Source organism: Amycolatopsis sp. NPDC039088, from assembly GCF_055598845.1.
The window spans coordinates 1-15,328 of sequence record NZ_JBVKAE010000077.1 but is presented as its reverse complement, the minus strand read 5'-3'; the positions used below and the strand labels follow the sequence as shown (position 1 = coordinate 15,328).

At 67.7% G+C, this 15,328-nt stretch carries 14 protein-coding genes; 3 read left to right on the top strand and 11 right to left on the bottom strand.

The window, feature by feature from the left end; translation table 11 throughout:
- The 6 genes from ACZ7KI_RS42995 to ACZ7KI_RS42970 all read right to left on the bottom strand — a co-directional run.
- A partial coding sequence (locus ACZ7KI_RS42995) for a solute symporter family protein (RefSeq protein ID WP_470278760.1) occupies nt 1-1,571 on the bottom strand: 1,571 nt, incomplete at its 3' end.
- On the bottom strand, nt 1,568-1,909 hold the full coding sequence (locus ACZ7KI_RS42990; protein ID WP_470278759.1) for a DUF485 domain-containing protein: 342 nt from the start codon (nt 1,907-1,909) through the stop codon (nt 1,568-1,570). The genes ACZ7KI_RS42990 and ACZ7KI_RS42995, both read right to left, overlap by 4 nt.
- Before the next feature lie 145 nt (nt 1,910-2,054).
- The gene (locus ACZ7KI_RS42985; protein WP_470278758.1) at nt 2,055-3,788 is read right to left on the bottom strand and encodes a sodium/solute symporter; all 1,734 of its coding nucleotides are present in this window, start codon (nt 3,786-3,788) and stop codon (nt 2,055-2,057) included.
- Complete coding sequence (locus ACZ7KI_RS42980; protein ID WP_470278757.1) at nt 3,788-4,135, bottom strand: hypothetical protein; 348 nt, start codon at nt 4,133-4,135, stop codon at nt 3,788-3,790. Before ACZ7KI_RS42980 ends, ACZ7KI_RS42985 begins: the two co-directional genes overlap by 1 nt.
- Nucleotides 4,132-4,902, bottom strand: coding sequence for a LytR/AlgR family response regulator transcription factor (locus ACZ7KI_RS42975; protein ID WP_470278756.1), 771 nt, complete (start codon nt 4,900-4,902; stop codon nt 4,132-4,134). Before ACZ7KI_RS42975 ends, ACZ7KI_RS42980 begins: the two co-directional genes overlap by 4 nt.
- On the bottom strand, nt 4,899-5,945 hold the full coding sequence (locus tag ACZ7KI_RS42970; protein WP_470278755.1) for a sensor histidine kinase: 1,047 nt from the start codon (nt 5,943-5,945) through the stop codon (nt 4,899-4,901). The genes ACZ7KI_RS42975 and ACZ7KI_RS42970 overlap by 4 nt, the downstream gene beginning before the upstream one ends.
- 71 nt (nt 5,946-6,016) lie before the next feature.
- Here ACZ7KI_RS42970 and ACZ7KI_RS42965 point away from each other — a divergent pair, with 71 nt between their 5' ends.
- Nucleotides 6,017-6,520 carry a hypothetical protein gene (locus tag ACZ7KI_RS42965; protein WP_470278754.1) on the top strand — a complete coding sequence of 168 codons (504 nt, stop codon included), beginning with the start codon at nt 6,017-6,019 and terminating at the stop codon, nt 6,518-6,520.
- A 441-nt stretch (nt 6,521-6,961) separates the two neighbouring features.
- Here ACZ7KI_RS42965 and ACZ7KI_RS42960 read toward each other — a convergent pair whose 3' ends face one another.
- From ACZ7KI_RS42960 to ACZ7KI_RS42940, 5 genes are read right to left on the bottom strand one after another with little or no spacing between them, the layout of a single operon-like run.
- Nucleotides 6,962-7,951, bottom strand: coding sequence for an ABC transporter substrate-binding protein (locus ACZ7KI_RS42960; RefSeq protein WP_470278753.1), 990 nt, complete (start codon nt 7,949-7,951; stop codon nt 6,962-6,964).
- 30 nt (nt 7,952-7,981) lie between these two features.
- On the bottom strand, nt 7,982-9,043 hold the full coding sequence (locus tag ACZ7KI_RS42955; RefSeq protein WP_470278752.1) for an ABC transporter permease: 1,062 nt from the start codon (nt 9,041-9,043) through the stop codon (nt 7,982-7,984).
- The gene (locus ACZ7KI_RS42950; protein ID WP_470278751.1) at nt 9,040-9,804 is read right to left on the bottom strand and encodes an ATP-binding cassette domain-containing protein; all 765 of its coding nucleotides are present in this window, start codon (nt 9,802-9,804) and stop codon (nt 9,040-9,042) included. Before ACZ7KI_RS42950 ends, ACZ7KI_RS42955 begins: the two co-directional genes overlap by 4 nt.
- Complete coding sequence (locus ACZ7KI_RS42945) at nt 9,801-10,856, bottom strand: class I mannose-6-phosphate isomerase (protein WP_470278750.1); 1,056 nt, start codon at nt 10,854-10,856, stop codon at nt 9,801-9,803. The genes ACZ7KI_RS42950 and ACZ7KI_RS42945 overlap by 4 nt, the downstream gene beginning before the upstream one ends.
- The gene (locus ACZ7KI_RS42940) at nt 10,853-11,839 is read right to left on the bottom strand and encodes a LacI family DNA-binding transcriptional regulator (RefSeq protein ID WP_465326496.1); all 987 of its coding nucleotides are present in this window, start codon (nt 11,837-11,839) and stop codon (nt 10,853-10,855) included. Before ACZ7KI_RS42940 ends, ACZ7KI_RS42945 begins: the two co-directional genes overlap by 4 nt.
- A gap of 285 nt (nt 11,840-12,124) precedes the next feature.
- Between ACZ7KI_RS42940 and ACZ7KI_RS42935 the strand changes: the two genes are divergently transcribed.
- Nucleotides 12,125-14,512, top strand: coding sequence for a GH92 family glycosyl hydrolase (locus ACZ7KI_RS42935; protein WP_470278749.1), 2,388 nt, complete (start codon nt 12,125-12,127; stop codon nt 14,510-14,512).
- Between the two features lie 203 nt (nt 14,513-14,715).
- Entirely contained in the window at nt 14,716-15,090 is a 375-nt protein-coding gene (locus tag ACZ7KI_RS42930) for a DUF3817 domain-containing protein (RefSeq protein WP_470278748.1), read from the top strand.
- Nucleotides 15,091-15,328 lie beyond the last annotated feature (238 nt).

The window sequence follows — 15,328 nt, the reverse complement described above, 5'->3', positions numbered from 1 at the left end:
GCGTACTTCTTCTGGTTGTGTTCCTTGGACAGGACCGTGCCGAGCCAGCCGAGGAAGAACGCGACCGGGATGGAGACAAGGCCGGGGTTGTCGAGGGGGAACCAGTGGAAGTCGACGCCCTGGATCATCGAGGCACTCTTACCCGTCTTCGCGTCGACGGGCTTGCCCGAGACCGCTGGTGAGAAGACGATCAGCAGGACGCAGACCGCGAGACCGCCGTAGATGCTCCACAGCGCGCCCTGGGTGTTGAACCGCTTCCAGAACAGCGAGTACAGGATCGTCGGCAGGTTCGCCGACGCCGCCACCGCGAACGCGAGCGCCACCAGGAAGGCGATGTTCTGCCCGTTGGCGAGGATGCCGCCGAGGATCGCGACCGCACCGATCACCAGGGCGGTGATCCGGGCGACCTTCACCTCCGAAGCCGGGGACGCCTTGCCCTTCTTGATCACGTTGGCGTAGACGTCGTGCGCGAACGACGCCGACGCCGTGATCGTCAGGCCCGCGACCACCGCGAGGATCGTCGCGAAGGCGATCGCCGCGATCAGGCCGAGCAGGATCGGCCCGCCGAGTTCGAGTGCCAGCAGCGGAGCGGCCGAGTTCACCCCGCCGGGGGCGGCCTTGATCTTGTCCGACCCGACGAGCGCGCCGGCACCGTAGCCGAGCACAAGGGTGAACAGGTAGAAGATGCCGATCAGCGCGATCGCCCAGACCACCGAACGACGGGCTTCCTTCGCGGTCGGCACGGTGTAGAAGCGCATCAGGACGTGCGGCAGGCCGGCGGTGCCCAGCACCAGCGCGATGCCGAGGGAGAGGAAATCGAGTTTGGTCGTGCCGGTCTTCCCGTACTGGTTACCCGGTCCGAGCAGTGCTTCACCGGCCTTGCCCGCCTTGTCCACGGCGCCCTGCAGCAGCCCGGAGAAGTTGAAGCCGTACAGCGCGAGCACCCAGATCGTCATCGCGAGCGCACCGGCGATCAGCAGCGCGGCCTTGATGATCTGCACCCACGTGGTTCCCTTCATGCCGCCGATGAGCACGTAGGCGATCATGATGATGCCGACGATCACGATGATCGCGGCCTGCCCGGCCTTGCTCTCGATCCCGAGCAGCAGCGCGACGAGGCCACCGGCACCCGCCATCTGCGCGAGCAGGTAGAAGAACGAGACGGCGAGCGTGGACGTCGCCGCCGCGGCCCGCACCGGGCGCTGCTTCATCCGGAAGGCCAGCACGTCGCCCATGGTGAACTTGCCGGTGTTGCGCAGCAGTTCCGCGACCAGCAGCAGCGCGATCAGCCACGCGACCAGGAAGCCGATGGAATAGAGGAAACCGTCGTAGCCGTAGACGGCGATCGCACCCGCGATCCCGAGGAACGACGCGGCGGACAGGTAGTCGCCCGCGATGGCGACGCCGTTCTGCGGACCGGTGAACGCGCGGCCGGCGGCGTAGTAGTCCGACGCGGTCTTCGTGTTCCGGCTGGCCCGGAACACGACGAACAGCGTGACCAGGACGAAGAGACCGAAGATGGTGATGTTGAGCGCGGGGCTGCTGCCCTCGACTCCGGCGGCGAGGGTCATTTGGTCTCACTCTCGATGTCCGTGCGGATCTTCTCCGCGATGGGGTCGAGTTTCTTGTTGGCGTAGCGGACGTAGAGCCCGGTGATCAAGAAGGTCGAAACGAACTGCAACAGGCCGAAGACGAGGCCGACGTTGATGTTGCCGACGAGCTTCGTGCTCATGAAGCCGTGCGCGTAGTCGGCGAGCAGTACGTAGAGCAGGTACCAGACCAGGAACAGCGCCGACACCGGGAACACGAACCGGCGCAACCGCGAACGCAGCTCTTTGAACTCGGCGCTGTCGTGGGCCTTGTCCCAATCCGTCTCGGACGGACTGGGCGCGTCCGTTTCAGTGCTCATGGTGGTCTCCTTGCTGTTCACGAGAACGACCACGGCCGGGGGACCGGGGGAAGCCAGATGCACTCGTACGCACATCGTCTTCCCTTCGCCGCGCCGCGAATGTGTTCCGCGCCACGTTAAGGAGCCCTCAGGCGGACCGGAACCGTCAGCGGTTCAAACGCCTGCCGAGACGACGAACGGTCGACGAACGGTACTCGGACCACGACGAAGGGGTTTCGGCTGTGCGATCGTCCAGATGCAGCCGCAACATGGCGGCGGTTGACCAGGAAGGAGGCCTGCCCCGTAAGGAAACCACGAGCATTACGCCGAATGCCAGTGGAACCGACCACGGGGCGGGCTGCGACACCAGGATCGCGGGCAGGCCACTCAGCGCGGGGCCGAACAGGGCCACGAGGATCGAGCCGGAAGACGCGACCAGTCCGGTGAGGACACCGCTGATCGCGCCGGCCGCGGTGAGCCGGTTCCACCAGATGCCGAGTACCAGCAAGGGACAGAACGTCGACGCGGCCACGGTGAAGCCCCAGGTGACGAGGACGCCGGCGTCCAATCTGGCCGACGGCAGCGCGAGCAGGACCATCACCACCGCCGCCCCGAGCACCGACCAGCGCAGCCGCCGCAATCCGCCCGGCATCAGGTCGTGCGCGATCGCGCCGGAGATGACCAGTAGCAGGCCCAGCGACGTCGCGAGGAAGGCGGCGAACGCGCCCGCCGTCAGCAGTCCGGTGAACAGCGAACCGGCCCAGCCCTGGTCGACCTGTGACGGCAGCGCGACGACGACGATGTCGGTCGCGCCGGACACGTACAGCTCGGGCACCAGCACTCGGCCGAGTACCCCGTAAACCCCTGGGAACAGGTAGAAAACGCCGAGCAGGGCGACGGTGATCGCCGCCGTCCGGCGGGCGGCGCGGCCGTCGGGGCTGGTGTGGAAGCGCATCAGGACGTGCGGCAGGCCCATCGTGCCGAGCATGGTCGCGATCAGGATCGCCCAGGTGCCGAGCAGTGGGTAGCCGTGGTCGCCGAGGTCGAGCAGCGGCCGCTGCCAGTCCGGCCCGCCGAGCGGGGCGCCACCTCGGACGGCGGGAACCGGTGTGCCTTCGGCGAATTCCAGCACCTGACCGCTCCTGGCGATCAGTTCTCCCGGCGGTACGACGTGTTTCTCCGGGGTGAGCAGCGTGGTCGGCTCGCGCAGGGTCAGCGTCACGTCGATCTCGAACGACAGCCGGGTATCGCGGGCGAAGTGGGTGAACTCCACCGGATGCACCGAAGCTGACCGCTCCTCCGGTGAGATCTGAGAGACCAGCCAGATCGCGGGAATGAGGAACAGCAGCAGTTTCAGCACGAACTGGAAAGCCTGGACGTAGGTCGCCGCGCGCATCCCCCCGAGTGCCAGTGTCGCGCTGACCGCGGTGCCCGCGATGACGACACCGACCCAGTACGGCGTCCCGCCCACCGCGGTGAGCACCAGCCCCGCGGTGCGGAATTGCGGTACCAGGTAAAGGGTTCCGATCACGAGGACGACGAACGCGGCCAGACGGCGCAGTGCGGGGGAGGCGAGCCGGGCCTCGGCGAAGTCCGGGACGGTGAGCGCGCCGGACCGCCGCATCGGCGCCGCGACGAGCACCAGCATCGCGATGTACCCCGCGGTGAATCCGACCGGGTACCAGAGCGCCCCGATACCGTCCTTCACCACCAGGCCGGCGACCCCGAGGAACGACGCCGCGGACAGGTATTCACCGGAGACCGCGGCGGAGTTGACCAGCGGCGAGATCCGGCGCGAGGCGACGAGGAAGTCCGACGTCGTCCGCATGGCGGCGACCCCGCGCAACCCGATCAGCAGGGTGATCAGGACGACGGGGGCCACCGACAGCACCGCGACCACTAGTCGTCCTCGATCTTTTCGGCCCGGCGCAGCTGCCACCACGACAGCAGCGCCATCGCCGGATACGGCAGGACGGCGATCATCAGCCAGGACAGCGGGATGCCGGCCAGCCGCACCGAATCCAGTCCGGGAAAGAGGCCGAACACCAGTGGGAGACCGAAGACCAGGCCGAACATCCCGGCCAGCGCGGGGATCCCACGGCGACGCTGGGCGCGATAGAGCCGGTCCGCGCGTTCGGCGTCGTTCACCGCCAGCCGGGGCACGCGCCACCGGCCGCGTGACCGGCGCCGCGAATGCGCGAGCCTGGTCTGCGGACTGGTGACGGCCACCCGTTTGACGCGGCTCACGCGCGGTGCCCCCGGCCGAGGTCACCGCGTTGCGCGGCGGCGAGCAGCCGGTCGCGCAGGTCGCGCGCGTGACGGCGGCTCACCGGGACGTCACCGGCCTCGGTATGCGCGAGCAGCCCGCCGGTGGTGTCGCTGCGCAGTTCCAGCACCGCGTCGACGGCGAGCAGGAAGCCTCGATGCACACGAGTGAATCCCGTTCCCTCCCAATACTCTTCGAGCCGGGAGATGGGCATTCGCGTGACGTGGACGCCGGATTTCGTGTGCAGCCGGACGTAGTCGCCGTGTGCCTCGACGAACTGGACGTCGTCACGCCGGACGTACCGCGTGCGGCCACCGGATTCCACCGGCAGCGCGGACATCGCGTCCGGTGCGGGCTTCTGCTCCTCGGCCTGGTTGCCCGCCATCCGGACCACTTTGGACAGTGCGGCGGACAGCCGTTCCGCGCGGACCGGTTTGAGCAGGTAGTCCACGGCGCCGATGCCGTACGCGGTCACGGCGTGACCGTCGTGCGCGGTGACGAACACGATCACCGGCGGCTCGCTGAGCCGTGCCAGCAGCGAGGCGAGTTCGAGCCCGTCGAGCCCCGGCATGGAGATGTCGAGGAAGACGGCGTCGAAATGACTGGCCTGCAACAGTTTGAGCGCCTTGAGCGCGTCACCGGCCGCGACCACCTCGGCGACTTCCGGTGCTTCGCGCAGCAGGCTGCACAGCTCGTCGAGGGCGGGCGGGACGTCGTCGACCGCCAGTACCCGAAGCCCGTTCGTCACGGCAGCACCCCCGGCTGGAATCGGGGCACGCGCACCACGACCCGGGTGCCCGCGCCGACCTCGGTCTCCACCGTCAGGCCGTACCACGGCCCGTAGACGCTGCGCAGCCTCCGGTCCACATTGGCCAGTCCGACGCCGCCGTCGTCGCCGCGCCCGGCCAGGATCGCCGCCGCGCGGGCGGGGTCCATGCCGAGTCCGTCGTCCTCGACGCTGATCACGCAGTCGTTCCCTTCCGCCATTCCCTGTACCTGGATGAACCCCGCCTCCGAACGAGGTTCGATCCCGTGCCGGATCGCGTTCTCCACCAACGGTTCCAGCACGAGATACGGAACCGCGACGGCCAGCACCTCCGGCGCCACCCGCACCTGGACCCGCAGCCGTTCGCCGAGTACCGCCCGCTGCAGCGCCAGATAGGTCTCGATGGCGCGGAACTCCTCGGCGACCATCGTGTACTCACCGTGTCTGGCGAGGCTGTAGCGGGTGTACTCGGCGAAGTCGAGCATCAGGTCACGGGCGCGGTCCGGATCGGAGCGGACCAACGAGGAGATCACGGTGAGCGCGTTGTAGACGAAATGCGGGGAGATCTCGGCTCGCAGCGCGCGTAGTTCCGCCTCCGCGGCCTGCTCGGCGGACGCCTCCAGCCGCCCGCGTTCGAGCGCGTGGATGACGAGTTCGGCGGCCTGGCGGGCGATGGTGTTCGTCCCTCCCGCGACCAAGAGGACACCGGCGAGCTCGTCGTGGACGTGCAGCGGCAGCGCCAGCAGCCCCGGCTCGGACACCGGCGTCTCGGAGTGGAGGACCTCGTCGAGCGCCGAGACCACGACGTCGTCGGCCGCGGGACGGCCGGACCAGATCAGCGAGCCGGAGAGGTCGGTGAGCCCGAGGCCGGGGACGCCGAACAACCGCCGGAGGCCGTGCGCCGCGTGACGGGTGCGGGGGCCGGCGAGGCCGTCCATGAGATCGTCGGAGACGCGCTGGGCCGCGGCGAGTACCGGTACTGGATCGGCGCTCGCGGCGGGGCGCCAGGGCAGACGGGTGGTCATTCCGGCCTCCTCCGCGACGTCGAAGGCTAGATCCTAACGTCGTGCGTGGTTTCGGCGGTTACGCTCCGGGCATGGTCGTTGGGGATGCCGTGGTGCTGCGCCTGGACGTCGTGATGCGGCGGCTCGCGTGGGTGGGTTTCATCGTCTTCGGCGGAGGCGGTGTGGTGGCCGTCGTCGTGTCGCTGGCCGGGCTGGCGCGGGACACCGGCTATGGCCTGCTGTTCGGCCTGATCAGCGTCGGCTTCGCGGGGCTGATCCTGCTCGGGCTGCGGCGGGCGGCCGCGTTGCTGACGGTGTCTTCGGCGGGGTTCGCCGTGACGGGGCGTGAAGTCGACTTCGAGGTGCGGTGGACCGAGGTCACGCGGCTGCGGGTGTGGCGGGAGAAGCGCCGGGTGGGGCGGTGGATGCACTGGTGGCACTACCGGCTCGAGTGGACCGGTTCCGGGCCGGATTTCCTTCTTGAGGGTGACGAGTACACGTACGCGCTCGGTCACCTGGGTGGGGGCGCGGCGCTGTACGGCGCGCTGGCGCGGTTCGCTCCGACAGGACTCGTGAGTGGTAATGACGGTTATTGAGGAGTAAGGCAAATATGGCGTATGGGTCCGGTAACGGCCGGGCCGTGAAGGCCTCCTTGAGGGACCCAGAGTCCCTCAAGGAGGCCTTCACAGACTTTGAAATACGGGCAAATGCTACTCAAACGGACAATTTACCACGGTAAGCGTCCTTTATGGACGATCAGGGAAACCTCAGGCACCGTCGCTTAACTTCCTGGCATTGCGGCTGAGCCGAGGGAAGGGGGCCTTCACGCGCTCCCCAAGTACATGAAGGACCCCGTCCTGTACCTAGGTGCAAGGAAGGGGGCCATCATGTATTTCGCCGCGAGCCGGGCCCGCAGGTCACGAGTAGGTACCAAAGAGAGGGTTCGCTCTAGCCCGCATCGCCACTCGCAACCACATTCGACACGCCACGTTTGCCTTACCCCTCAATAGAACCGTCATTACCACTCACGAGGCGGGTCAGCAGCTCTGCTTGTAGAAGTACTGCGCGTTCGCGTCCATGTTCGCCTTCGTGATGGAGTGCAGCGAAGCGGTCAGGTTGCGCGTGACCGGCTTGCCCTCCAGCGCCGCGATGGCCTGCTGCACGCCCTGCTGCCCGATGGCGGCCGGGTCCTGCGCGATGAGGCCCTGGTACTCGCCCTTGCGCAGGCCCTCGATCTCCGACGGCGAAGCGTCGAAGCCGATCAGGTTGACCGCGCCGATCTTGCCCGCGTTCCGCAGGCCGGTCGCGGCGCCCTCACCGGTGTTGAGGTTCGTCGCGAAAATGCCGATCAGGTCCGGCGTGGACGCGAGCGCGGCGGTCACCTTGGACGCGGCCTGGTCGGGCTCGTTCTGGGTGAACTGCACACCCGCCGACTTCAGGTTCGGGTAGTTCTTCAGCTCGTCCTCGAAACCCTTCGCGCGGGTGTTCGTGGTCGAGGTACCCGCGATGGTGTCGAGTACCAGTACCGAACCGGTCTTGCCCGCGGCCAGTTCCGCCATCGTCTTGGCGGCGAGCTTGCCGCCCTCGGCGTTGTCCGAGGAGATCGACGACTCCGCCACGCTGGTGTCCTTCAGCGCGGTGTCGACCTCGATGATCTTCGCGCCACGGCCCTTGACCTGCTGGATCGGCGCGAGCATCGCCTGCGCGTCGGTCGGCGCGATCAGGAGCGCGGCGGGCGGGTTGGAGCCCAGCGCGTTGACGAGCTGGGTTTGCATGGCCGCGTCGAACTTCTGCGGCGCCTGCGTCGTGATCTCGTAACCGGCCTTCTTGGCTTCGGCCTCGGCGCCGCACTGCATCGAGATGTAGAACGGCTCGGCCTGCACACCCGGGATCAGCGACAGCTTCTTGTTGTTGGTCTTGGCGCCGGAATCACCGGAGGGCGACTCGCCGACCGTGCCGCCACCGCAGGCGGTCAGCAGCAGGAGGGCGGAAACGGTGGCACCGGTGACGAGCAGGGTTTTCTTCATCGGGATAGCACCTCTTTGTGCGTAGGGAACTTAGCGAGAGTTGCGGCGACGGCGGCGCCGCTGGTCGAACCAGACCGCGGCGATCAGCACCGCGCCGACCGCGATCATCTGCCAGAAGTCCTGGACGTGCGTGATGTTGAAGCCCTTCTTCAGCACGGCCGGGATGAACACGCCGATCACCGTGCCCAGCACCGAACCGACGCCGCCGAAAAGGCTCGTGCCACCCATCACCGTCGCGGCGATGGCGTTGAGGTTGTCGGTGGTGTGCGCCGAAATCGTCGTCGACGCGTAGTACGCCAGCGACAGGAAACCGGCGACACCGGCGAGGAAACCGGTGAGCGTGTACACCTTCAGCAGATGCGCGGTCACCCCGATCCCCGCCCGGCGCGCGCCCTCGGCGTTGGAGCCGACGGCGAAGGTGTAGCGGCCGAATTTGGTGGTGTGCAACAGCCAGGCGCCGATCAGCGTGATGACCACGGCCACCAGCACCAGGTTCGGCACTCCGCCGAACGACGTCCCGTAGCCGAGCGTCTTGTTGAGCTCGGTCGGCACGCTGCGCACGTCGGACCCGTTGTTCAGCAGGTACGCGGCGCCGAGTGCGGCACCCATCGTGCCGAGCGTGACGATCAGCGGCGGGATGTTGGCCACCGCGATCAGGAAACCGTTGATGAGGCCCCAGATCGTGCCCGCGACGACCGCCGCCACGAGCCCGGCGGTGATGACGCCCCACCCGGCCTTGGTCGCGTCGCCGTCCGGGCTCAGCGCCTCCATCGTCTTGCCCGCCACCATGCCCGCGAAGATCAGCACGGAACCGACCGAAAGGTCGATCCCCGACGTGATGATCACGAACGTCATGCCGACCGAGAGCACCAGCAGCACCGAGGTCTCGATGAGCAGCGTCTGGAAGGTGAACAACGTCGCGAACTCGGCGGGCGCGATCGCGGTGAACACGATGACGAGCGCCAGCAGCACCAGCGCGATCCAGAAGGTGTTGGCCCCGATCAGCCGCTGGCCGATCGAGCGTTTGCCGAAACCACCGTCCACAGAGGTCTGGATCCCGGGGTCCTTCTTCGCCGGAGTGGACACGGTCACGCCGCCTCCTCTTGTACGAGCGCCCCGGTCATGGCGGCGACCAGGTCTTCGAGTTTCGTGTCGGCGCCGGTGAACCGGGCGACGCGTTTGCCGAGCCGCAGCACTTCGATGCGGTCGGACACCGAAAGCACTTCCGGCATGTTGTGGCTGATCAGGACGACGGCGATGCCCTTGTCCCGCACCTTTTTGATCACGTCCAGCACGCGTTCGCGCTGCACGACCCCGAGGGCGGCCGTTGGTTCGTCCATGAACACGACCTTCGACGCCCAAACCACCGACCGTGCGACCGCGACGCTTTGCCGCTGCCCACCCGAAAGCGAGCCGATCGGCACGTCGGTGCTCTGCAGGGTCACGCCGAGCCGCTGGAATTCCTCCACGGCCTGCCGCTTCATCTCGGCCTTGTCCAGCATCCCCAGCTTGCCGAGGATCCCCTTGCGGTGGATCTCGCGGCCGAGGAACAGGTTCGCGGCCGGGTCGAGTTCCGGTGCGACCGCGAGGTCCTGGTACACCGTCTCGATCCCCCTCCGCCGGGCCGTGGTGGGGGAGTCCAGCACCACCTCGGAGCCGTCGAGCACGATCTTGCCCGACGTCGGCTGTTCCGCGCCGGACAGGCATTTGACCAAAGTGGACTTCCCGGCGCCGTTGTCGCCGATCAGCGCGGTGACCTCACCGGCCCGTGCCTGGAACGACGCGCCGCGCAGCGCTTCCACCGAGCCGTAGCGTTTGACCAGGTCCTGTGCGTCGAGCAGGAGTTCGCTCACGACCGCTCCCTCTTCTCCGGTGCCGGCGGCCTGCAGCGGATGACCGTGACGTCACCCTCCACAGTGGATTGACCGGCGTCGTGCGGGACCACGTAGGTCTCGCCTTTGCGCAGCGCGTATTCGCCGCCGTGTTCGGTGCGGAGAGTGCCCGAGCCGTCCATGACGACCAGCACCGCGAACGACGGGTCCAGTGACAACGTTGTCGAACTACCGGAAACGGCGGGACGGAGTTGATCGGCGCGGAAGTACGCGTCACTGCCGTCGGCGAGCAGGTCCACAGTGGACGCTTCGTCTCCGGCAGTACGTTTGACGATCGAACCGAGCCGTTCTTCATCCCAGCCTGAGGTGTCCAGCGTCTCGATGGCGGTTTCGAATCCGATCCCGAGGTGCGCCTTCTCCGGGCTCGCCAGGAAGTCGCGCCACTCCAGGGTCAGCGAGAAGTCGGTCGGCTGCTGGAGTTCGACGACGAACACGCCCTCGCCGATCGCGTGCGGCAGGCCCGCCGGGATGTAGACCGTGTCGCCGGGTGTGACGGCCACGCTGTTCAGCGCTTCGAGCATGGCGGGCGCGTCCTGCGTGCGAGCCCATTCGTTGACTGTCGCTTTGTCGACCGTCTCCTTGAAACCCGGGTAGACGCGCGGGTCGTCGCCGTAGGTGCCGACCACGATCCACGCCTCGGTCTTGCCGAAGTGCGAGTCGAAATGCCGCCGGGCGAACGAATCCGACGGGTGGAAGTGCACCGGCAGGCGCTGCCCCGCGTCGAGCAGTTTCACCAGCAGGCCGGTCGAGTCGCCGAGCGCTTCGACGTGTTTGGCGCCGAGCCAGGCGTTCGGGTTTTCGCGGACGGCGTCGCGCAGCCAGACCCCGTCGGGGAGCTTGGTCAGGCCGTTGGTCTCCTGGCCGAACATCGTGGTGGCCGAGCCGACCCAGTCCTCCGGGCCGTACTTGGATTCCGAAGACGCGCCCCGCAACGCGGCGATGGCGTCGCCGCCGCGGTAGAACTGCGGCGGCTGGTTCGCCGGCAGGCGGATCGGTGAGAGGTGGCCGCTCATGACGGGGCGACCTCCCCGGAACCGCGGGCTACGAGATGCACGGGCAGGACTACCTTTCTCGGTGCGGATTGATCTCCCTGGACCCGGGCGAACAGCAGTTCCGCGGCCGCCCGGCCCAGTGCGCTCACGTCGTGCGCGATCACGGAGACCGGCGGATCCAGCAGATCCGCCAGTTCGAAGTCGTCGAAACTGATCATGGCGGGACGTCGCTCGGCGTGCGCCAGCGCGCGCAGCAGGTGCACGGCGACCCGGTTGTTGCCCGCGACCACGGCGGTGGCGGGATTCGGCCCGGTGAGCAGTCGCCGCACGGCGTCGCCGACGCTCTCCGCCGTCGGTGTCCGCATCACGACGAGGCTCTCGTCGTAGGGGATCCCGTTGCGGACACAGCCTTCCCGGAACCCGCGCAGACGTTCGCCCGCGGTGAAGATGTCCGGGCTGTCGGCGAGGAACGCGATCCGGCGGTGGCCGTGTTTCGCGAGGTGGGCGACCGCTTCGATGGTGCCGCCGATGTTGTCGACCAGCACCGTATCGGCCACGATGTCGCCGGCGGGCCGGTCGAGGAACACCACGGGGGTGCCGGCGCGCATCTCGGGCACCAGATAGCCGTGCTGCATCCCAGCCGGGACGACCAGGATGCCGTCGACGCGGCGGGAGCAGAACTCGAGGACCAACTCGCGTTCGCGATCGGAGTTCTCCTCCGACGAACCGGTCAGCACCTGCCGCCCGAACGAGGTCGCGATGCGTTCGACCGCCCGGTTGAGCTCCGAGTAGAAGGGGTTCCCGACGTCTTCGACGATCAGGCCGATCGTCCCGGTCGTCGAGCCGCGCCGCAGGTTCCGCGCGCCGAGGTTGCGCCGGAACCCGAGCTGCTCGATCGCCGCCATGACGCGCTCGGCGGTGTCCGGATGGACGGCTGGCTCGTCGTTCACTACCCGCGAGACGGTCTTGATGCTCACGCCCGCGAGCCGGGCCACGTCGCTCATCGTGGCCCGTCGGCTGGTGGTGCGGTGGCCGTTGTCCGGGCCGCTGGAAGACAACGTTGTCATAGTGGCGGGAATTGAACGCCAGCGATGCGATGATGTCAATGCCCGATTCGCCGGGGAGCCGCTTTCCGAGTTCGAACCGTTATTGCCGGCTGTCCCGGATGCCGCCCTTCGTGGTACCGCTGTCCTGAATCGGACAGGGTTTGGCGGACCTCTTGACCAGGTGGTCGGTTCTTGTCGAAGGTGAGCAGGCAGCGACAACGTTGTCAGGAGGCGGCCTTTCCCATGCCTGCACGCACTTCGACCCGCGTCGCCGGGTTGCTCACCGCGCTCGTTGTTCCCGCCGGGCTGCTCACGCCCGTCGCGACGGCCGCGCCCGGTGGCGACCCCGTGGACGCGGTCAACACCTTCATCGGCACCAAGGACGACGGCAACACCTTTCCCGGCGCTTCGGCGCCTTTCGGGATGACGCAGGTCAGCCCCATCTCGTCGCATTACGCCGGCTATCGCTACGACGACACCGCGATCCGCGGCTTCGGGCATTTCTTCCTGTCCGGCGCGGGCTGCTGGGAGCAGGGCGGCCTCGTGTCGACTCTGCCCACCACCGGCGCGGTCGGCCCCGGCGCGGCGTTCGACACGGGCAAACCCGAGACGTTCGACCACAAGCGGTACGCCTCGCCGTACACGCACGAGGGCGAGGTCGGGAAGCCCGGCTACTACAAGGTACGGCTCACCGGCTACGGCGGCGTCGACGCGGAGACCACCGCGACCACGCGGACCGGTGTCGAGCGGTACACCTTCGCGAAAACCGGTGACGCGAACGTGTTCGTCAACGTCGGACAGGCCAACGACAAGGAACCCGTGACGGCGAGCCAGGTCCGCGTCGTCGGGGACCGGACGGTCGAAGGGATGGTGGAGTCCCAGGCGTTCTGCGGCGGGAAGCCGTACAAGACCTGGTTCACCACGACGTTCGACAAGCCGTTCAAGGCGTTCGGCACCTGGTCGCCGACCGGCGGCATTCCCGGTTCGAAGGAGTCTTCCGGCGGCGAGGGCCTGCGTGGCGCCTGGCTGACCTTCGACGGCGGGCAGGTCACCGCGACGACGGCGATCTCCCATGTGGACGCTTCCGGCGCCCGGCTCAACCTCGCGTCCGAGAAGAACCGTTCGTTCGACGCGGTCAGAGACGGCGCTCAGCGTGCCTGGCGCAAGGAATTGTCCTCAGTGGACGTCCGAGGCGCGGCGAAGGACGACCGCACGGTGTTCTACACCTCGCTCTATCACGCGCTGCTGCAACCGTTGACCGGCAACGACGCCGACGGCCGCTACCGCGGGTTCGACGACAAGATCCATCGCGCGCTGGGCTGGACCTACTACGAGTTCTTCTCGCTGTGGGACACCTACCGCACGCAGAACCAGTTGCTCGCCCTGCTGCGGCCGTCGCGCGCGAAGGACGTCGCGAAGTCCGTGCTCGCGATCCACGACCAGGGTGGCTGGCTGCCGCGCTGGGCGTACGCGAACCAGGAGACGAACACGATGACCGGCGACCCGGTGACGCCGTTCCTCGTCGACCTGTGGCGGTTCGGCGCGTTGTCCGGGCAGGAACTGAAGGCGTACCAGGCACTTCTGCAGAACTCGCGGGAGATCCCGCCCGCGTCGTCGCCGTTCCAAGGCCGTTCGGGCAACGCGAGCTACCAGAAGGACGGCTTCGTCCAGTACGACAAGGACTTCCCGAAGAAGGGCCAGGACACCGACCCGAACCACGGTGCTTCGGCCACCTTGGAGTACGCGCTCGCGGACTGCTCACTGTCCATCATGGCCGCCGGGCTCGGCAAGAAGGACGACGCGAAGGCCTTGGCGGACAAGGGACGCAGCTATCGCACGCTGTGGGATTCGTCGGTGACCGACCGCGGCTTCACCGGGTTCTACCGGCCCAAGGTCGCCGGGGGAGCGTGGTTCAGCCCGGCGGGCAAGCCGTTCGATCCGCAGAGCCAGGACGGGTTCCACGAAGGCACGTCGTGGCAGTACCAGTGGCTGACCCAGCAGGACGTCCCCGGCCTGGTCGACCGTATGGGCGGCAAGGAGAACGTCGGCAAACGGCTCGACGACTTCTTCGCCTACGGGGATCTGGTCAAGGATCCGGCGAAGACCGTGCGCGAGGAATGGGTCGTCGGCCCGTACAACTACTACAACCAGTTCCGCTACAACCCGAACAACGAGCCGGATCTGCACTCGCCCTGGATGTACACGCTGACCGGGCAGCCGTGGAAGACCTCGGCCGTGGTGCGCGCCGCGCACACGTTGTTCACCAACGCGCCGAACGGCGTCACCGGGAACGACGATCTCGGCACCATGTCCGCGTGGTACGTCTTCAGCGCGCTCGGCCTGTATCCGGCGGTGCCGGGGACCGGGCAGTTCGTGCTCAACGCGCCGCGGTTCGAGAAGTCCGTGGTGCATCTGGAGAACGGTCGCGACATCACGATCAAGGCCGACGGCGCCGACGCGTCGAAACTCCAGTACGTCCAAGGATTGGGAGCCGGGGCACAGCGGGCGTATGTCGGGTTGGAACAGTTGACGCGGGGGACCACTTTGGACTTCCGCCTCACGGACGACCCGGCCAAGGCCACTTGGGCGACCGGCCCCGAAGGTGCGCCGAAGTCGCCGTGCGCTGGGTGATCCGACTGGTTTAGACCGGTTCGCACCGGGGGTCGTGAGGAGCATCACGGCCCCCGGTGTTCCGGTGAGGGCCGTCACGCCTCACACTGGTATTACCACGTCCGACAGCGCTGTTGACGTCCTTGACGAGTCCGTCTTGGACAGTGCTCGTCGGACGTAGTCATGTGTGTACACGCAGTGGTGAGACCCCACAGGAGGAGAAAGTGTCCAGCAAGGCCGCTCTAGTATTCCGCGTGGCCGCGGTAGCCGAAGCCCTTTCCTGGGCCGGGCTGCTGGTCGGGATGTTCCTCAAGTACGCCGTCAAGCTCGGCGAGGGCGGCGTTCCCGTCCTCGGCATGGTGCACGGTGTCGTGTTCGTCCTCTACGTGCTGGTCTCCCTCTCCGTGGCGAAGCCGCTCGGCTGGCGCCCGAAGACCCTGATCCTCGCGCTGCTCTCCAGCATCCCGCCGCTGTTCACCTGGCTGTTCGAGTCGTGGGCGCTGCGCAACGGCAAGCTCGACGGCCCGCAGCGGCTGTCGCACGGCGGTGTCGGCCTGTTCGCCAAGACTGCGAAGTCTTCGGAACCCGTCGCCGCCTGATCTTCGGTCCCCGAGTACGTGAAGGCCCCCTTCACTGCGTCTAGCGCAGGGTTCCGGCAAAGTCGAGGTAGGGCGGGCCTGATTCTGGATGCCGCGGGGCTATAGGTGCGGTTTCGGAGGAATGGCGTGAGTGGCGAAGCACACGTGTCCAGCCGGACGACACGCGACGAAACCTGCCGCTCCCGCGTGTCATCCACCCAGTCACACGTGTCCTCCGTCTGATCACACGCGCCATCCA